18 protein-coding genes are annotated in these 17,440 nt (G+C 61.3%); 10 read left to right on the top strand and 8 right to left on the bottom strand.

Going from position 1 to position 17,440, the window contains the following annotated elements; translation table 11 throughout:
* Window positions 1–74: 74 nt before the first annotated feature.
* Window positions 75–1,406: a diguanylate cyclase gene (locus tag C3Y91_RS30690; RefSeq protein WP_018074553.1), complete on the bottom strand. Its 1,332-nt coding sequence runs from the start codon at window positions 1,404–1,406 to the stop codon at window positions 75–77.
* A 186-nt stretch (window positions 1,407–1,592) separates the two neighbouring features.
* Window positions 1,593–2,423 carry a response regulator gene (locus tag C3Y91_RS30685; RefSeq protein ID WP_024322123.1) on the bottom strand — a complete coding sequence of 277 codons (831 nt, stop codon included), beginning with the start codon at window positions 2,421–2,423 and terminating at the stop codon, window positions 1,593–1,595.
* A 400-nt stretch (window positions 2,424–2,823) separates the two neighbouring features.
* Between C3Y91_RS30685 and C3Y91_RS30680 the strand changes: the two genes are divergently transcribed.
* Entirely contained in the window at window positions 2,824–3,807 is a 984-nt protein-coding gene (locus C3Y91_RS30680; RefSeq protein WP_168576159.1) for a squalene cyclase, read from the top strand.
* A 107-nt stretch (window positions 3,808–3,914) separates the two neighbouring features.
* Here the strand turns inward: C3Y91_RS30680 and C3Y91_RS30675 are convergent, their stop codons facing one another.
* Entirely contained in the window at window positions 3,915–4,439 is a 525-nt protein-coding gene (locus C3Y91_RS30675; RefSeq protein ID WP_130681927.1) for a DUF6428 family protein, read from the bottom strand.
* A gap of 42 nt (window positions 4,440–4,481) precedes the next feature.
* Between C3Y91_RS30675 and C3Y91_RS30670 the strand changes: the two genes are divergently transcribed.
* The 7 genes from C3Y91_RS30670 to arsK are packed head-to-tail and all read left to right on the top strand — an operon-like array spanning window position 4,482 to window position 8,869.
* Window positions 4,482–4,838: an ArsR/SmtB family transcription factor gene (locus C3Y91_RS30670; protein ID WP_003540616.1), complete on the top strand. Its 357-nt coding sequence runs from the start codon at window positions 4,482–4,484 to the stop codon at window positions 4,836–4,838.
* The gene (locus C3Y91_RS30665; RefSeq protein ID WP_029870665.1) at window positions 4,835–5,365 is read left to right on the top strand and encodes an arsenate reductase ArsC; all 531 of its coding nucleotides are present in this window, start codon (window positions 4,835–4,837) and stop codon (window positions 5,363–5,365) included. Before C3Y91_RS30670 ends, C3Y91_RS30665 begins: the two co-directional genes overlap by 4 nt.
* Window positions 5,365–5,808, top strand: a complete 444-nt coding sequence (arsN2, locus tag C3Y91_RS30660; RefSeq protein WP_075224899.1) for an arsenic resistance N-acetyltransferase ArsN2 — start codon at window positions 5,365–5,367, stop codon at window positions 5,806–5,808. The genes C3Y91_RS30665 and arsN2 overlap by 1 nt, the downstream gene beginning before the upstream one ends.
* Window positions 5,805–6,512 (top strand): aquaporin, encoded by a 708-nt coding sequence (locus C3Y91_RS30655; RefSeq protein WP_062943711.1) that lies wholly within the window; start codon window positions 5,805–5,807, stop codon window positions 6,510–6,512. The genes arsN2 and C3Y91_RS30655 overlap by 4 nt, the downstream gene beginning before the upstream one ends.
* Entirely contained in the window at window positions 6,509–6,937 is a 429-nt protein-coding gene (gene arsC / locus C3Y91_RS30650) for an arsenate reductase (glutaredoxin) (RefSeq protein ID WP_033182206.1), read from the top strand. Before C3Y91_RS30655 ends, arsC begins: the two co-directional genes overlap by 4 nt.
* On the top strand, window positions 6,912–7,637 hold the full coding sequence (arsH, locus tag C3Y91_RS30645) for an arsenical resistance protein ArsH (RefSeq protein WP_012757882.1): 726 nt from the start codon (window positions 6,912–6,914) through the stop codon (window positions 7,635–7,637). The genes arsC and arsH overlap by 26 nt, the downstream gene beginning before the upstream one ends.
* Entirely contained in the window at window positions 7,634–8,869 is a 1,236-nt protein-coding gene (gene arsK, locus C3Y91_RS30640; RefSeq protein ID WP_130681931.1) for an arsenite efflux MFS transporter ArsK, read from the top strand. Before arsH ends, arsK begins: the two co-directional genes overlap by 4 nt.
* A gap of 21 nt (window positions 8,870–8,890) precedes the next feature.
* Here the strand turns inward: arsK and C3Y91_RS30635 are convergent, their stop codons facing one another.
* From C3Y91_RS30635 to C3Y91_RS30615, 5 genes are all read right to left on the bottom strand, one after another.
* Entirely contained in the window at window positions 8,891–9,157 is a 267-nt protein-coding gene (locus tag C3Y91_RS30635) for a hypothetical protein (protein ID WP_017994411.1), read from the bottom strand.
* A 112-nt stretch (window positions 9,158–9,269) separates the two neighbouring features.
* Complete coding sequence (locus C3Y91_RS30630; protein ID WP_168576158.1) at window positions 9,270–11,804, bottom strand: mechanosensitive ion channel family protein; 2,535 nt, start codon at window positions 11,802–11,804, stop codon at window positions 9,270–9,272.
* A 92-nt stretch (window positions 11,805–11,896) separates the two neighbouring features.
* Complete coding sequence (locus C3Y91_RS30625; RefSeq protein ID WP_168576157.1) at window positions 11,897–12,448, bottom strand: DUF924 family protein; 552 nt, start codon at window positions 12,446–12,448, stop codon at window positions 11,897–11,899.
* A gap of 227 nt (window positions 12,449–12,675) precedes the next feature.
* Complete coding sequence (locus C3Y91_RS30620; RefSeq protein WP_168576156.1) at window positions 12,676–13,740, bottom strand: sensor histidine kinase; 1,065 nt, start codon at window positions 13,738–13,740, stop codon at window positions 12,676–12,678.
* A 276-nt stretch (window positions 13,741–14,016) separates the two neighbouring features.
* The gene (locus C3Y91_RS30615; protein ID WP_168576155.1) at window positions 14,017–15,462 is read right to left on the bottom strand and encodes an MFS transporter; all 1,446 of its coding nucleotides are present in this window, start codon (window positions 15,460–15,462) and stop codon (window positions 14,017–14,019) included.
* A gap of 168 nt (window positions 15,463–15,630) precedes the next feature.
* Between C3Y91_RS30615 and C3Y91_RS30610 the strand changes: the two genes are divergently transcribed.
* Window positions 15,631–15,951 carry a hypothetical protein gene (locus C3Y91_RS30610; protein WP_155249528.1) on the top strand — a complete coding sequence of 107 codons (321 nt, stop codon included), beginning with the start codon at window positions 15,631–15,633 and terminating at the stop codon, window positions 15,949–15,951.
* Between the two features lie 80 nt (window positions 15,952–16,031).
* On the top strand, window positions 16,032–17,357 hold the full coding sequence (locus C3Y91_RS30605) for an ABC transporter substrate-binding protein (RefSeq protein ID WP_024322134.1): 1,326 nt from the start codon (window positions 16,032–16,034) through the stop codon (window positions 17,355–17,357).
* Window positions 17,358–17,440 lie beyond the last annotated feature (83 nt).

The raw sequence follows: 17,440 nt of genomic DNA, 5'->3' as shown, positions 1-17,440 counted from the left end.
CATCTACCACCGGCTGATACTCAGCAGATCCTCGGCAACAAGGCCGAGGATGATGGCGGGAGACTAGAAGCGGCCTACTGCGCCGCCTCTTCCGTCATCCTGGCGTCGGAATAGACCTGGTTGCGGCCCCTGTGCTTGGCCATGTAGAGGAACTGGTCGGCAGCGTTGAGGTAATTCTCAAAGGTCTCGTAACCGCCGATCTCGGCAATGCCGATCGAAATCGTAACGCCCAGTTCCTCGTCGTCGGCCGTGACCTTCAGTCGCGAAATGTCCGAGCGGATCTCGTCGCAGAGCTTGGTGGCGGCAGCGGAATCCATCTGCGGAAAGAGGATGGCGAATTCCTCGCCCCCGAGCCGCGACAGAAGATTGTCGCTGCCCTCGAAGATCGTAAACAGCCTGTTTGCGACAGCCTTCAGTACCTTGTCGCCGATCTCGTGGCCATAGGTGTCGTTCAGCCGTTTGAAATGGTCGATATCGAGAATGGCGACGGAACTCGGCACCTTCAGCCGCAGGCACTCATTCACCAGCTTCGGGCCATTGTCGTAGAAATAGCGGCGGTTATAGAGACCAGTCAGGTAGTCGCAGGCCGCCGCCGCCCTCAGCTGCCGCATCTGCGCCAGCGTTTCGGCGTTGTTGGCGATGCGGCATTGCAGTTCCTCGGCAACGAAGGGCCGGTAAACGAAATCGCTGGCGCCGGCCTTGAGGAAACTCGCCGAAAGCATGCGGTCGTTGGAGGAGGAAACGCCGATGACTCGCAGCCTGTCCGAACCGAAACGATGGCGGATGCGCCGCGTCAGCTCGTAGCCGCTCATATCGGGCATGTGGTGATCGGTGACGACGAGTTCGATATCGCTGTAGGCCTCGAGCGCTGCCAGCGCCTCAAGCCCCGAATTTGCCTCGACGACGAGATATTGCTGTGCCTTCAACAGGTCGACGAGCACCTGGCGCGCCGAGACGACATCGTCGACGACCAGCACCCGCGTCTTGCGGTTGGAGATCGCCCGCCGGACGGTGGCAACCAGATTGTCGAGTGCGAATTCATTGTCCTTCAGCACGTAATCGATGACGTTGCGCTCCATAATCTTGTTGCGCGTGTTGAGATCGAATGTCGCGGTGAAGACGATCGCCGGGATGTCGTGCTCGATCGTGCAGTCGAGCGCTTCACCATAGGGCGAATCCGGCAGGTTGAGATCGACGACGGCCATGGTGTAGCCGTGACCGTCGTCGGCAAGTTCCTTGCGAAGTGCCTTGAGAGACGGGCAGGATTTGACCGCAAGGCCGAGCTCTGTCTGGAACCGGTGACAGAGAACGGCGGAAAACATCCGGGAATCTTCAACCAGAAGTATCTTGAGCCCGCCGGAGCGCAGCCCGATGCCATCTCGCTGGAAATCCGCTTGAAAAGCCACAGCCCCTACTCCCCGATGCGTCCGATGGGCTCGACTCGGCCCTTTCCCCGGCGGGGACGATAACCGAGAGGCGTGTGCGCGTGAAGGGGACAAATAACGGCGACATTACCTGTAATTGCAGAAATTCTGCGACTGTCCCCGACCGTGATATCCGGCCCCCTGGCGATACCGATACTGGAAGAGCCGTCAGGCAACCGCCCGCTCCTTGCGCATCGATTGAATCTGCAGCAGCGTATCGAGGTTCTGGTTGACGCGGCAGTAGAACTCTTCGTCGATGAAGGGACGCAGCATGAAATCATTGCCGCCGGCCTTCAGGAATCGTGCCGAAAGCAGCCGGTTCGAAGAGGAGGAAACCCCGATGATGCGCAGCTCGTGCGAGCCGATATTGGCGCGGATGCGCCGCGTCAGCTCGAAGCCGTCGATGTCGGGCATATTGTAGTCGGTGATGACAAGGCCGATATCGCGGTTGGCCTTCAGGATTTCCAGCGCCTTGCCGCCGCTCTCGGCGACGCTGACACGGAAATTGTAGCGCTTCAGCCGGCTCGACAGCAGGGCGCGCGCAGTCGCACTATCGTCGACGATCAGCACGTGGTGGCGATGATTGGTGAGGAAGCGGCAGATCGATTCCGCCAGCAGATCAACGGCGAAGATATTGTCCTTGAGGATATAGTCGACGATATCCTTGGCCATCAGCTTGTCGCGCATCTTTTCATGGAAAGTGCCGGTGAAGACGATTGTGGGTATGGAGAGATCGACCAGATATTCGAGCGCCTCGCCGTTTTCGGCGCCGGGCAGATTGATGTTCGAGATCGCAAGCGTGATCGGATCGGAAGACTTGTCGTAGGAAACCTGCAGATCCTCGAAGCTGCGGCAGATCTCGACATCGATGTCGAACAGCTCCTTGAGGCGTTTGCTGATCATCGAGGTGAATACGTTGGAATCTTCCGCGACAATAATACGCGCACCGGCAAACATTTCCCCGGAATATTGCATCCCCGAAATACCTAGAAACGCCATAGCAAACCTTTGATGTAAAATCTGTCCCCGGATCAAACTGATACATCAATTGATTTGAATAATTATTAATCGGCGCGCCCAGATATAAATGAAGAGGCGGCCCGATGGGGTCGCCTCCGATTTCTTTGCGGATATGATTAAGAAATCAGGCGCGAAGCGCGCATTCTCGGCATCGAACGCGCTTTCGCCGACAACCGTCGCATTATAGGTCGACCCGAGGGATTTCGATCTTCAACTTCGTGCCTTCCCTGGCCTAGTCCGGCCGCAACATGGCAAGCGCCAGCGCTTGCCGCGACCATGTCGGATTTAGACGATTTCCCGCGCACCCCTTCGGGTGGCACCGCTTGGCCGAAGCGATTATAACAAACCATCCACCCCCACTCGCCGACAGGTTCGCCCCATGATCCAATCCGATCCGGTGATCGAATGGCTTCTCGACTCCGACCCGTCGATCCGGTGGCAGGTGATGCGCGACCTGCTTGACGCCCCGGAGCGGGAATGGATGGCCGAGCGAACCAAAATCGAGACCGAGGGCTGGGGCGCCAGGCTGTTCTCCTGCCAGGACGAGGACGGGCAATGGGCAGGCGGCGCCTTCCTGCCCGCCGATTTCGACCCGCGCGAGTGGAAGGAGCATGGCCAGCCGTGGACGGCCACAACCTTCTCGCTGTCGCAATTGCGGGAGTTCGGTCTCGATCCCGCCTGCGGCTGCGCCAGGCGCACCGTCGAATTGATCGGCGCCAACGCCCGTTGGGAAGAGGGCGGCCAACCCTATTGGGAAGGCGGAGTCGAGGAGTGCATCAACGGCCGCACCGTTGCCGACGGCGCCTATTTTGGGATCGACGTCTCGCCCATCGTCGACACGCTGGCCGGCGAGCGTCTCGACGACGGCGGCTGGAACTGCGAGCGGATCAACGGCTCCGTCCGCTCGTCTTTCGCCAGCACCATCAACGTGCTGGAAGGCTTGCTGGAATACCAGAGAGCGACCGGCGGCACGCATCGGTCTCGAGAGGCGCGCAGGACGGGTGAGGAGTTTCTGCTGGCCCGCAACCTCTTCCGCCGCCTTGGCACCGGCGAGCCGGCCGACAAGCGCTTCCTGCGCCTCCTGCATCCGAACCGCTGGCGCTACGACATTTTGCGCGCGCTCGATTATTTCCGCTCCAGCGCAATCCTGGCCGGCACCGACCCCGATCCGCGCCTCGGCGAGGCAATTGACCACCTTCGTTCCAGACGCTTGCAGGACGGCAGTTGGCCGCTCGACGACAGCCCCGCAGGTCGGGTGTGGTTCGAGGTCGATGATGGGCAAGGCAAGCCCTCGCGGTGGGTGACGCTCCGGGCGATGCGGGTGCTCAGATGGTGGGATACCCAGCCCTCAATCAATGCCTGACGGCAAACCCAGCGCCCGCAGGAAATGCACCTATGACTGACTGGTGGTCAGTCAATATGATTCTGATCTCGCCGCCACCCTGCCCTGCCGCGCGATCTCCTGTGTCCTCAAGCGCAGCAGCCGCTCGTTGCCGCTTGCGGCCCACAGCAGGCCGCCGCCTTGCTGTTTTCCTGTGCCAGCCAGCGATCGCGCGGCTTGCAGCTTGCCGGCCGCGGCGAAAGCGTAACATGGACGGCGCCGGCACGGAGAACCGGCATCGCTGCGCAATAAAGCTGCATTGGCCGCACGCCGTCGCTGACTTCGAAGGTCAGCTTCGCCGAACCATCCAGTTGCACATGATCGGAAACCTTGCGGATGATTGCATGGAACTTGCCGGCCGGCATATGCGTGCGGTCGCCTTCCTCGATATCCCAGAGCTGGATGAAGATTTCCGCCCACGCTTCAGGATTGGCGCCGCAATCCAACGCCGAGAATTGGCCCGCCTTGACCTCGGTGACATGATAGCCAGGCTTTACCGCCTTGCCGTCGTAATAGAAAATCAGCGGAGAATCCTTGGCGCCGGTAAGCACACTGAGCAGCAGGCCGAGATCGATTTCGTTCTCTTGAATTTTGCTGTTGTCGATGACGTTCATTTGCGCTAATCCTCGTTTCAATGATTCAAGGATTATTGAAATATGGATCAACGTCAAGCCCTCATCGCATTCGGCGCGCTCTCGCAGGAAACCCGCCTTCACATCGTCCGCATGCTCGTGGTTTCGGGTCCCGACGGCATGGCGGCAGGCGCGATCGCTGAGAAGGCGGAGGTCTCGCCCTCTAATATCTCCTTCCATCTGAAAGAGCTGGAACGGTCGGGGTTGATCGCGCAACAGCGTGAATCCCGATCGATCATTTACACCGCGAACTACGAGGCACTTGGTGGCTTGGTTCGCTTTCTGATGGAAGATTGCTGTTCCGGGCATCCGGAAATCTGCGCACCTGCCGCGGAGGTTGCGGCCTGCTGTACCCCTAAAATGAAGGAGAAATTGCAATGACCCCTGACCGCATTTACAATGTGCTCTTTCTCTGCACGGGTAATTCTGCCCGCTCGATCCTGGCGGAATCCATCCTGGAGACCGAAGGCAAGGGTCGATTCAAGGCCTATTCGGCCGGCAGCCAGCCGAAGGGTGAAGTCAATCCCTATGCGCTGAAGGAGCTTGCGGCGCAGGGCTACCCAACAGTCGGCTTCCGCTCAAAGAGCTGGGACGAATTCGCCGAGCCGGGCGCTCCGGAGATGGACTTCATCTTTACGGTTTGCGACAGCGCTGCCGGCGAGGCTTGCCCCGTCTGGATCGGTCATCCGATGACCGCCCATTGGGGCGTCGAGGACCCCGCTGTCGTCGAGGGCAGCGAAGTCGACAAAGGCCGCGCTTTCGCGCAGGCCGCCCGCTTCCTCAAGAACCGGATCAGCGCCTTTTTGAGCCTGCCTCTTTCCTCGATCGACAAGCTCGCCCTGGAATCGCACCTGCGCCAGATCGGCACAATGGAAGGCGCCAGCATTAAACAGCCCAAGGCGAGCTGATGGGTTTCGAATTGAACCAGCAGGCCTTGGAAGGGCACGACGACAGACTTCGCGGCGCGCTCGCAGGCGCCGGGCTTCCGGTCGATGACCTCACAGACGCCGGCCGAAGCTTCTATCGGTTTTCACGTGGCGGCGAGACGGTCGGCTTCGGCGGGCTGGAACTCTATGGCGAGACTGTACTCCTGCGTTCCATTGTCGTGCTGTCCGATCAGCAAGGCTTTGGCTTCGGCCATGCGATCACCCTTAGCCTGCTCGATCAGGCACAAAGGAAAGGCGCCACTGCCGCCTATCTGTTGACAGAAACAGCCGCCTCCTTCTTTCAATCGCTCGGCTTTCGTCCGATCACCCGCGATGAAGCGCCGGCCGAGATCCTGACGACGCGGCAGGCCGCAAGTCTGTGCCCGGCATCGGCCGCCCTGATGGTCCGGAGCCTGCCGGCATGAGCGCGCCGATGTTTCCCCCGTCTCGACGACTGGTCGCCGAAGCGCTCGGCACGCTGCTGCTCGTAGCAACCGTCGTCGGCTCGGGCATCATGGCGGATAGCCTGACGGACGATACGGCGCTTGCGCTGCTCGGCAATACGCTGGCAACGGGGGCAATCCTCGTCGTCCTGATCACGATCTTAGGCCCGATTTCCGGGGCTCATTTCAATCCGGTCGTGTCGCTGGTGTTTGCGCTCCGGCGCGAACTGCCTGCCTCCTCCGTTCCCGCCTATATCGCCGCGCAGATCGTCGGCGGCATTGCCGGAACGATGCTCGCTCATGCGATGTTCGCCCTTCCCGTGCTGCAGGCCTCGGAAACCGTGCGCACCGGCGGCGCGCAATGGCTCTCTGAAGTGACGGCAACCTTCGGCCTCGTCTTCGTCATCTTAGCCGGTGTGCGCTTTCGCGCCGATGCCGTGGCATGGCTGGTCGGCCTTTATATCACCGCCGCCTACTGGTTCACCGCCTCCACGTCCTTTGCCAATCCCGCCGTCGCGATTGCTCGATCGCTGACGCACACCTTTTCCGGCATCCGCCCGATCGATCTACCGGGCTTTATCGCCGCTGAAGTCCTCGGCGCCTTGCTGGCGCTGATGCTTGCGGGATGGCTGCTGATGGAAGCCCGCGATCCTGAAACTCTCACCAAGACGGAATCCGCCTCATGACCATAGATGTTACGATCTATCACAACCCCGAATGCGGCACCTCGCGCAACACGCTTGCGATGATCCAGAACGCCGGCATTGAGCCCAACGTTATCGAATATCTGAAAAACCCACCGTCGCGCGACCAGCTAATCAAGATGATTGCGGATGCAGGTTTGAGTGTTCGCGAGGCGATCCGCGAAAAGGGCACGCCCTATGCGGAGCTCGGCCTCGACAACCCTGATCTTACCGACGAGCAATTGCTGGACGCGATGCTGAAAAACCCGATCCTGATCAACCGGCCCTTCGTCATCACGCCGCTCGGCACGCGTCTGTCGCGGCCGTCGGAACTTGTTCTCGAAATCCTGCCGGAAACGCATCAGGGCGCCTTCACCAAGGAAGACGGCGAGAAGGTGCTCGATGCCGGAGGCAAGCGCATTGTCTGATTTGCCTGCCATATCACCGATGCATCTGCGTCAACCGGATATGGACGCGCTCAGGCCGGCGTTCTCGACGCACAAGCCGCGCATCCTGATCCTTTATGGCTCGTTGCGAGCAGTGTCCTACAGCCGCTTCCTCGCACAGGAGGCCGCGCGGCTGCTCGAATATTTCGGCTGCGAAGTGCGCATCTTCAATCCGGAAGGTCTGCCGCTGCCTGATGCGGCGCCGGCGAGCCACCCCAAAGTTCAGGAGTTGCGCGAATGGTCGGCATGGTCTGAAGGCCAGGTGTGGGTCAGCCCCGAACGTCATGGCGCGATGACCGGCATCATGAAAGCGCAGATCGACTGGATTCCATTGTCGGTCGGCTCGGTTCGGCCGACGCAAGGCAAGACGCTGGCGGTGATGCAGGTCTCTGGCGGCTCCCAGTCCTTCAATGCGGTAAGCCAGCTCCGCATTCTTGGACGATGGATGCGGATGATCGCAATTCCCAATCAGTCCTCGGTTGCAAAAGCTTTCCAAGAATTCGACGCGGACGGCCGTATGAAACCCTCGTCCTATTACGACCGCGTCGTCGACGTCTGCGAGGAACTGGTGAAGTTCACGCTGCTGACCCGTGATGCCTCGAACTATCTGACCGACCGCTACAGCGAGAGGAAGGAAGAAGCCGAAAAGCTCGAACAGCGCGTGAGCCTCAGATCCCTATGACAATCAGCACCGAACGACCACCGGTAGCGGCCATTGCCGCGCTCGGGCTGACGCAGATCATCGGTTATGGATCGCTCTATTACAGCTTCAGCATCCTCGCCCCCGACATGGCCCGTGATTTGGGCTGGTCATCGGAATGGATCTTCGGCGCGCTCTCTGTGGCCCTTCTGATCGGCGGTCTGGCCGCACCTCTCATGGGCACGTGGATTGATCGCTTCGGCGCAGGCAGGATCATGACGTCGGGCTCGGCGATTGCCGCCGCCGCCCTCGTCGCCTGCGCCTTCGCGCCGGGAAAGATCGCTTTCGTCGCGGCATTGATCGGCATCGAGATCGCCTCGAACCTGGTGCAATATGGCGCAGCCTTCGCCCTGCTCGTGCAGATCAGGCCGCAGGTCGCCCAGCGCAGCATCACCTATCTGACCCTAATCGCCGGCTTCGCCTCAACCATTTTCTGGCCGATCACCACGGCGCTGCATGCGCATCTCTCATGGCAGAACGTCTATCTGATTTTCGCCGCGCTCAATCTCGTTGTCTGCCTTCCCATTCATGCCTGGCTCTCCCGTGGCGTCAGCCAAACCAGGGGACGGACCGGAGAGGAGGCCGCAAAACGCGTCGAGCCGAGCCTTCCGCCGTCGGTGCGCAGGCTGGCCTTTATCCTGATGGTGACAGGCTTTGCTTTGGAAAGCTTCGTGAACTCGGCGCTTCTGGTTCACATGGTGCCTGTGATGTCGGCCCTCGGCCTCGGCGCCATGGCAGTGGTGGTCGGAACGCTCTTCGGCCCGTCACAGGTGCTGAGCCGCCTCATCAACATGGTCTTTGGCGAGAGCTTGTCGCAAGTGATGCTCGCGATCATCTGCGCCATCCTGCTGCCGACAGCCCTTGTCATCCTCATCGCCACCGCACCCTCGGTGCCCGGTGCGCTGGTCTTCGCCGTCGTCTTCGGCCTCGGCTCGGGGCTTAACAGCATCGTCTACGGAACCTTGCCGCTCGCGCTCTTCGGAAGCGATGGCTACGGCCGGCGGCAAGGACAAATCATGTCGGTTCGTCTCGTCGTCTCCTCGATGGCGCCGTTCGCGCTTGCCTTCCTGATGGGCTATCTCGGCGTATCATGGTCACTATCGATCGCTGCATTGCTCAGCACCGTCGCCGTTGCCGCATTCTTCGCCATCACGCGGCTGACGCGCCCGGTTGTTGCCCGGCCGGAACCTGTTCCCAATCCCGGAGAAGCTTGAGCGCATTAGTCGGGACAGGCGCTACTTGACGACGGCCGAGCCCTTGACGATGTCGATCGTCTCGCCGCCGTCGAGCCCGATGCGGTCGCCGTCGGGCGTCGTCATGAAGCAGCCGGAAGCACAGAGGTTTTCCGAAGCGCCGGCATCGACCACAACCTCGACGCGCTGGCCGCTCTCGGTGATGACGAGCACGACGGCGGCTGGATCGGTGTTGGTGATGGATGCCGCTTCAGCCGCGGGTGCGGCAAGCAGCGGGACAAGCAGAACGGCGGCAAATCTTGCCATCATGTGCGGCGGCGCTGGCGCGCCCTCCCCTCGAACGATCGGTGCTGCCCCCGGCAGCGATCCCGATAGTGGAGATCATGCACATATAGCTGTGAATGATGGCTGAATGACCCGTTCAGCCTTTCCGATTGCCGTCTGCCGTCTTGCTGCGCAATTGCCGCACCGGCTGCTCTTCCTCCTCCATGGGCGTGTCCGCCGAGTTTTCCTGCTCGTTGGGTTGATCCCTGCCCGCATCGGCAAGCGCGGGACGAGCCTCTCGATGGATGGTAAGATCGGTCTGTGGCAGCGGGATCTCGATGCCCTCGGCCCTGAAGCGCTTAAGGATCTCGATCCTGAGATTGTTGCGCACCGCCATGCCGTCGCCCATGTCGGCTAGGAAGAAACGCAGCTCGAAATCCAGCGAATAGGGCCCGAAGCGCAGGAATTCGACATGCGGCTCGGGATTGCGCATGACGAGCGGTATCTTGGCCGTCAGTTCCAGCAGGATGTCCATCACCTGCTGCGGATCGGCGTTGTAGGCGACGGAAACCGGAATTTCCGAGCGACCGATCTTGTTGCGGTGTGTCCAGTTGCCAACGAGGCCGTTGATCAACTCGGAATTCGGCACGATGATCGACTGCTTGCGGAAGGTCTCGATCTCCGTAGCGCGCACCGAAATGCGTTTGACGATGCCTTCAGCCGTGCCGGAAACGACATGGTCGCCGACCTTGAACGGCCGTTCGACGAGCAGGATCAGGCCGGAGACGAAGTTGGAGACGATGTTCTGCAGGCCGAAACCGATACCGACCGAAAGTGCGGACGCGACGAGCGCGAAGCTCGACAGATCGATGCCGGCCGCCGAAACGCCGATGATCGCCGCGATGCCGACGCCGAGATAGCCGATGCCCGTCTTGACCGAATTGCGCACGCCGAGATCGACATGGCTTCTGGCCATGACATTGCCGTCGAGCCAGCGCTGCAGCCAGCGCGTCAGCAGGTAGACGCCGGCAAACAAGAGAATGCCGGTGCAGATGCCGAGCAGCGAGATGCTGATACCGCCGAGCCTGACCTCGGTGAATAGCCTATAGGCAAGAATCTGCAGGTCCTGCACATGGAAGCCCCACATCAGCAGGATCAGCGGGATGCCGACGAGAAGCGCCACCGCATAGATGGCAAGACCGACAAGCAGGCCGGCCTGGTCGATCGCCACCGGCCCGAGCTTGAAACGGCGCGTCAGGAAGCTTGCGAAGAAGGTGTCGCCGAAGCTTTCCTGCCTTGATATCGCCTTGCCGGAAAGCAGGCCGATATACATGGTGACGACCACCGCGCCGGTGATGATGAGCTGCGTGGCGACGAAGCGCGCCAGCCCGACATAACCGGTGAGCGCGGTGAGGATGAGGGCGGTGCCGACGACCCGCAGGATGATCGCCATGCCGCGCGGCCAATGCCTTCCCGGCGCATCGGGATCACCGTTCTTCGCCAGCATCGGTTTTCCGAACGAGACCGCGATCAGGATCAGGCCGATGATCAGCGCGGCGATCAGGCTTCTGACCACGGTCAGCACCAGCGGCGAGCCCATCGCCTCGCCGATCGTGCCGAACAGATAATCAAGCGCGTTGACGATCGCCATCGCCAGCAAGCAGTAGCCGATCGAGCGCGCGCCGAGATTGGAAAGCCGAACGAGGCGCCAGCGCGGTTCGTGCGGTGCGAAGATGGCATTGACGAAGCGGCCGACGAAATAGACGAGCCCGATCGCCCCGAACAGCGCGCCGATGACAGGTGCGATGTCGGGCCTCAGCACATTGAACCCGTTAAGGAAAAAGAACGAGGTGACGAGCAGCACCGAGAGCGCCAGGGTGCGGATCAACGTCGACCAGAAGGCGATCGACAGCCGGCCGATATAGGACGGGTTCTCGACAGCCTCGTCGCGCTGCAGGTAGGAGCCGAACAGCCGGTAGCTGCCGGAGAGCAGGATCAGGGCCGCGGCAAGCGACAGGAAGATCGCGGCAAACATCGGGAAACGCTTGAATTTCCAGACGAAGGTGGCCCAGCTCGACAGGGCCTGCGAGAATTCGCTGGCCTCGTGCACAAAGGCGCTGCCGGCATCGTCGAGCACCGAGACCGAAATCTCGGTACGCCTGAGCAGCGTATCGGCAAACAGCCGCCGCCGCATCTCGGTGATCTCGTTGACGAGCTTCGTCACCGTGATCGACAGGTTTTCGGCGTCGCCCGTCAGCGCGTTGATCTGCGCGCGCTCGGCGGCGAGCGCGTTACGCTCCTGGGTGACGATCTCGGCCTCCGGCGGCTGCCCGTCCTTCGGTGGATCGCCGATCTCGGCAAGCCGGTTCTTGATCTGGTCGAAACGCGGCCTGAGATTGACCGATATGGTGATGACGGCGCGGCTGAGCTCATCGGCCTTGGTCGCAAGCCCGACCAGGGCATCGTCATTGTCGGCATTCTGCTTGACGCCGTCCTGAAGCGCCGTCAGTTGGACCTTCGCCTTGTCGATCTCCTTCGTCGCCTGGTCGAGCGGCGTATCGGCAAGCGGCGCCTGCGCGGACGCCGGTGCCTGCGGCTCCTGCGCCAAGGCCGCAGCACCCTTGAAATGCACGCCGGCAACCGCCAGCGTCAGCAGAAGAATGGTGCGAAGCAGGATCGGTCTCAGCCGCAAAAGCGCCTCCGGGAAAGGTTGTCATCGGAATAGAATGCCAGCTTGTCTTAGTAAAGAAAGGCGACAGAAAGGCGGAAGCTCCCTGGAAAGGCTTAGAAACCGGCGTCGGGCTTGGAGAGATAGTCGCATTCCCTCGCCGTCGACTCCCGCCCGAGCATGGCATTGCGGTGCGGAAAGCGGCCATAGGCAGCGATCACGTCGCGGTGGCGGATCGCATAATCGAGATATTCTTCATCGCCAAGCGCGGTGAACAACGCCACCGATCGCTCCTGTTCGCCAAGGTCTTCGGCATGTTCGAAGGGCATGTAGAAAAAGGTGCGGCACGCGGCTTCTACGACCAGGTCGGCGCCGGATGCCAGTGCGAGTTTGGCTTCGCGAAGCGCCAGCCCGTCGGTCGCAACGGCAAGCGGCGTGCCGCGATAGATGTTGCGGGGAAACTGGTCGAGCACGATCACAGCCGCCAGCCGGCTCTCCGCATCCGCCCGCCATTCGGCGCCAACATCCGCGGCAAGGGCAAGATGGGTATCGCGAAAGACCGTGCTGATCTCCGCATCGAGGTCAGGCGTCGCGCGGAACCACAGCTCCCGGCCGCATCTCACGAACCAGAAATCATACACTTCCTTCGGTGTGCGGATCGTCGCCATGTTTCCTCTCCCCTTGCGTTAGGCTTGTTAATGCGGCGCCTGCAAGCTGTTGTAGATATAGGGTAAACGGCGTGCCGTGAGGCCCCCTCATCCGGCTGCCGCCACCTTCTCCCCGAGGGGAGAAGAGACTTGCGGCGGCGCCTCATTTCCCCTTCTACCCAGCGGGGAGAAGGTGCCGGCAGGCGGATGAGGGGGCGGCAAACTCAGTGCCGGACGGGGGAAATCCCCTACTTCCCCTCATGCAACGAAAACACCAGCGTCGCCTTGGTTCCGTTGTGGCCGGGGTCATAGGCGAAATCCGATTTCAGGCTGGCGGCCATTGCCGTCAGAATGCGTGTGCCGAGACCGGTTCCCCTGGCCGGGCTCGACGGGTCGAAACCGGCGCCGTCATCCTCGACGACGACGCGCAATGCGTCGTCCGTCTGGTCGACGATGACGCGAATCTCACCCGGCACGCTGTCCGGATAAGCATATTTGAAGGCATTGGTGACGAGTTCGCTGACGATCAGCCCGAGCGTGATCACCTTGTCTGTCGCCAGATTGACCGGCTGCGCGGTGAGCACGATGCGGTGCGGCCGCTTGTCGTCGCGCATCGAGGTTTCGAGTTCGGTGAGCAGGCTGTCCAGATATTCATCGACCTGCACCGAGCCGACCTGCCTGTTGGTATAGAGCCGGCGGTGCACGCTGGCGATGGCGTTGATGCGCATCTGCGTTTCGTGCAGCGCGTCGATCGCCACCTGGTCCGTGGTCATCGAGGATTGCATGCGGATCAGTGCGCCGACGAGGCCGAGGCTGTTGGCGATACGGTGATTGACTTCGGCAAGCAGCATTTCGGCAAGGTCGCGCTGCTGGCGGATCACCTCCTGCGCCTGCGCCGTCTCGCGGCGAAAACGCGCCCGCTCCAGCGCCTGTTCGAGGGCGGCGGCGAGCAGGTCGAAATAATCGGCTGAGATCCCCTTCAGCATGTAATCGTCGGCGCCGGCCTTCAGCGCCGCGACCGCGATGCTGGTATCGTCCGAACCTGTCGCATAGATGACCGGCGGATGATCCGGCATCGCCGTGATGCTGGGCAGAATGTCGAGGCCGGTCTCGCCAGCCAGGACATGATCAAGCACGACGGCGTCGATACCGCCTTCGCCGAGTCTCGCAAGCCCGGCAGCGCCGCTCTCGGCCCACTCGACCGAAAAACCACGCCGGAGCAGGTTCTTCTGCATCAGTAGGGCAAGCCCCTCGTCGTCGTCGATATAGAGGATGTGGATCAGGGCATCCGCATCGCCGCTAGAATTATTCATTCCGTCTCCCGGCGTTCTCTCGCAGCGACGACCGCCCGCAAGCGTCCGAGTCGTCCGCATGGCAATGTCGTATTGCATTGGCCGCTTGGGGTAAACAGCGGTTATCCCTCGCTCTTGTCCCAGGCGGAATGGAAGGAGGATGTCGGGAAGCCGGCATTTTCAGAACATGATCCTGGCCTGGGGAGGCTCCCCATTGGAAGCTGTTTAGATGGGGAAACGAAAAACCTGAAATGAGATGCATAAACGCTAAGCCGCCCGATTGGTTCCGCGGATAAGCTAATTTTTCTGGAATTTCCGATGGCCGGATACTTCGGCCCCTGCCTCTGCCGGCAATTGCAGGAAGCGCAGCGACGAGACGATGCCGATCGCGCCGACCACGACGAAAGCCCAGCGGAAATCGGCAAGAGCGGGATTGTCGGCGCCCCTGAGGGCCGAAGCGATGTTGAGCACGGCCGCTGCCACAGCCACGCCGAGCAGCATCGACACTTGCTGCAGCATGCTCGACAGCGTCGAGGCCGAGCTTCGCTGCGCCGGGCCGATATCGGCGAAGGCGAGCGTGTTCAACGCGGTGAATTCCATCGACCGCGAAAGGCCGGCGAGAAAAAGCAGCGCGTGGATGAAAAACGGCGGCGTCTCCGGCGAGAGGAAACCGCAGGCGACGATCGAAAGCGCCGCGATCAGCCCGTTGACCCCAAGCACGGTGCGAAAGCCGAAGAAGCGCAGCAGCGGCGTCGTCACCGCCTTCATGCTGAAATTGCCGAGGAAATAGACGAGCAGATAGGTGCCGGCGGCAATCGAGCTCAGGCCGAAGCCGAGCTGGAACAGCAGAGGCAGTAGGAACGGCGTCGCATTGATCGCCATCCGGCAGGCCGTGCCCGCCGACAGTGTCGACATCGAGAAGGTCTGGATGCGGAAAGCCGAAAGATCGAGCAGCGGATTGTCGACGGCGAGGAAATGCCGCGTCGCCATGACCGACAGCACGATGCCCGCCGCCAGCATTGATATGATGGGCAAACGCCCGCCGTCCCATTTGACCGAGAGTTCCAGCGCGGCGAGCAGGAAGGTCAGCCCGGCGGCACTCAGGATGAAGCCCAGGAAATCCAGACGACCGGGATTGGTCTCGCGCTGCTCCGGCACGAAGCGCAGCACCAGCGCCATGCCGAGAATGCCGATCGGGATGTTGATCAGGAAGTTCCAGTGCCAGCTGGCATAGGTGGTGATAAAGCCACCGAGCACCGGGCCGAGCACCGGCGCCGTCAGCGCCGGCCAGGTAATCAGCGCGATCGCCTGGACGAGTTCCGACTTGCGGGCGTTCTTCAGCACGATGATGCGCCCGACCGGCGTCATCAGCGCGCTGCCTGCGCCCTGGACGGCGCGCCACAGCACGAATTCCGCAAGACTGCCGGACAGCCCGCAGAACAGCGAGGCGCCGGTGAAGACGGCGATCGACATCAGGAAGATGCGGCGCGCGCCGAACCGATCGCCGAGCCAGCCGGACAGCGGAATGAAGGCGGCCATCGTCAGCATGTAGACGGTGATGCCGATGCTCATCGACACCGGCTGCACGTTAAAGCTCGCCGCCATCTGCGGCAGCGAGGTGGTGACGATCGTGCCGTCGAGGATCTGCATGAAGAAGGAGACGGCAACGACCAGCGCCACGATCTTTGCCTGGCGGCCGCTCGCCGCCTCTTGCCCATTCTCGCTCGTCTCTGCCGTGGTCATCGATCTGCCAATGAAAATTCCGGATGACGCGGCAGGGAAACGGGAAGGAAGCCGATCGAAGATCTGCCGCGCTGAGGAGCGCGGACATGGAAAGCCGCGCACTGGCTGAATACGCCCGTTGCATCCGGCCGGAAAGGCTAAATCTCGCACTACGCAGGAATATTCCCGATGCAGCCGGATAGCTGGCCACTATCGATCCCAAGAAAGGATTCAAGAAAAAGGCCCCGCCGAAGCGAGGCCAAGCTTGATCCGTTCCGGGGAAAAACAGGAGCGGCGCGCAGTCCATACCGTGCGATCCATGTCGCAGCGAGGCCAGATGTCGCTGCATCGGTACGCTCGCCAAAGAATTTTTCGAGATCTGCCGAAAAGATCGGCCCCAAAACTATCCGCCGATGTGGTGCGACACCTGTCGCATTGCAGCAACGATTGGCGCTTGCAATGTTTATAAAAATAGATATCACTAAACATATTGCTAAACATGATGATTGAGGAGTTCATGTGAGCATTCTCTGAAGTGGGTGAACATGCGACGCCGGCGGGGAGCCGGCCCTTGGTTCTGGGAGGAACTTATGCAGAAAACATCGAAAGCCCTTTTCGGGCTGGCCACGGCATTCGTCATGTCGTCGGCATTGCCCAATCTCGCCAAAGCCGATGAACTGACGCTGTGCTGGGCCGCATGGGACCCCGCCAATGCGCTCGTCGAGCTGTCGAAGGATTTCACCGCCAAGACCGGCACGCAGATGAAGTTCGAATTCGTTCCCTGGACGAGTTATGCCGATCGCTTCCTCAACGAGCTGAATTCCCACGGCAAGCTCTGCGATCTCATCATCGGCGACAGCCAGTGGATCGGCGGCTCGGCCGAGAATGGCCACTACGTCAAGCTCAACGACTTCTTCGACAAGGAAGGCATCAAGATGGATGACTTCGTGCCGGCGACGGTCGTCGGCTACTCGGAATGGCCGAAGAACACCCCGAACTACTGGGCGCTGCCCGCCATGGGCGACGTCGTCGGCTGGACCTACCGCAAGGACTGGTTCGAAAAGCCGGAACTGCAGAAGGAATTCAAGGAGAAATACGGCCACGATCTCGCAGCGCCGAAGACCTACGACGAACTGAAGCAGATCGCCGAGTTCTTCCAGAAGCGTCAGATCGACGGCAAGACCGTCTACGGCGCCTCGATCTATACCGAGCGCGGCTCCGAAGGCATCACCATGGGCGTCACCAACGTCCTCTACGACTGGGGCTTCCAGTACGAGAACCCGAAGAAGCCCTATGACATGGAAGGCTTCGTCAACTCGGACGACGCGGTCAAGGGCCTCGAATTCTACAAGTCGCTCTATGATTGCTGCACCCCGCCCGGCAGCTCCAACGTCTACATGGTCGAATCCGCCGACGCCTTCAAATCCGGCCAGGTCGCCATGCAGATGAACTTCGCCTTCACCTGGCCCGGCCTTTACAAGGACGAGAAGGTCGGCGGCGACAGGATCGGCTTCTTCCCCAATCCAGCTGAAAAGGCGCATTTCGCCCAACTCGGCGGCCAGGGCATCTCGGTGGTTTCCTATTCCGACAAGCGCGATGCCGCCCTGCAATACATCAAGTGGTTCGCACAGCCCGATGTGCAGGCCAAATGGTGGGAACTCGGCGGCTTTTCCTGCCTGAACTCCGTCGTCAACGCGCCGGGCTTCGCCAAGAGCCAGCCCTATGCCCAGGCCTTCCTGGACTCGATGGCGATCGTCAAGGATTTCTGGGCCGAGCCGAGCTACGCCTCGCTGCTGCAGGCCATGCAGAAGCGCGTCCATAACTACGCGGTCGCCGGCAATGGCACCGCCAAGGAAGCGCTCGACGGTCTGGTGAAAGACTGGAGCGACGTCTTCAAGGACGACGGCAAGATCTGACGCGTGGCATCCCTGATGCGCGCCATCCTCGACAGGGTGGCGGCCCGGATCGGCAGACGAGCCGGGCCGCCAGATCTCTCATA

This window comes from Rhizobium ruizarguesonis (assembly GCF_012349115.1).
Lineage (GTDB): Bacteria > Pseudomonadota > Alphaproteobacteria > Rhizobiales > Rhizobiaceae > Rhizobium > Rhizobium ruizarguesonis.
The sequence above is the reverse complement of the archived record's forward strand: the minus strand, read 5'-3'. Positions and strand labels throughout refer to the sequence as shown.

Excerpts from the sequence above, each read along its gene's own strand:
- C3Y91_RS30655 (WP_062943711.1), top strand. The coding sequence starts at position 5,805 with ATGAGCGCGCCGATGTTTCCCCCGTCTCGACGACTGGTCGCCGAAGCG.
- C3Y91_RS30605 (WP_024322134.1), top strand. The coding sequence starts at position 16,032 with ATGCAGAAAACATCGAAAGCCCTTTTCGGGCTGGCCACGGCATTCGTC.
- C3Y91_RS30625 (WP_168576157.1), bottom strand. The coding sequence starts at position 12,448 with ATGGCGACGATCCGCACACCGAAGGAAGTGTATGATTTCTGGTTCGTG.
- C3Y91_RS30615 (WP_168576155.1), bottom strand. The coding sequence starts at position 15,462 with ATGACCACGGCAGAGACGAGCGAGAATGGGCAAGAGGCGGCGAGCGGC.
- arsC (WP_033182206.1), top strand. The coding sequence starts at position 6,509 with ATGACCATAGATGTTACGATCTATCACAACCCCGAATGCGGCACCTCG.
- C3Y91_RS30610 (WP_155249528.1), top strand. The coding sequence starts at position 15,631 with ATGCAGCCGGATAGCTGGCCACTATCGATCCCAAGAAAGGATTCAAGA.
- C3Y91_RS30685 (WP_024322123.1), bottom strand. The coding sequence starts at position 2,423 with ATGGCGTTTCTAGGTATTTCGGGGATGCAATATTCCGGGGAAATGTTT.
- C3Y91_RS30620 (WP_168576156.1), bottom strand. The coding sequence starts at position 13,740 with ATGAATAATTCTAGCGGCGATGCGGATGCCCTGATCCACATCCTCTAT.
- arsK (WP_130681931.1), top strand. The coding sequence starts at position 7,634 with ATGACAATCAGCACCGAACGACCACCGGTAGCGGCCATTGCCGCGCTC.
- C3Y91_RS30635 (WP_017994411.1), bottom strand. The coding sequence starts at position 9,157 with ATGATGGCAAGATTTGCCGCCGTTCTGCTTGTCCCGCTGCTTGCCGCA.
- C3Y91_RS30665 (WP_029870665.1), top strand. The coding sequence starts at position 4,835 with ATGACCCCTGACCGCATTTACAATGTGCTCTTTCTCTGCACGGGTAAT.
- C3Y91_RS30670 (WP_003540616.1), top strand. The coding sequence starts at position 4,482 with ATGGATCAACGTCAAGCCCTCATCGCATTCGGCGCGCTCTCGCAGGAA.
- arsN2 (WP_075224899.1), top strand. The coding sequence starts at position 5,365 with ATGGGTTTCGAATTGAACCAGCAGGCCTTGGAAGGGCACGACGACAGA.
- C3Y91_RS30675 (WP_130681927.1), bottom strand. The coding sequence starts at position 4,439 with ATGAACGTCATCGACAACAGCAAAATTCAAGAGAACGAAATCGATCTC.
- C3Y91_RS30680 (WP_168576159.1), top strand. The coding sequence starts at position 2,824 with ATGATCCAATCCGATCCGGTGATCGAATGGCTTCTCGACTCCGACCCG.
- arsH (WP_012757882.1), top strand. The coding sequence starts at position 6,912 with ATGCCGGAGGCAAGCGCATTGTCTGATTTGCCTGCCATATCACCGATG.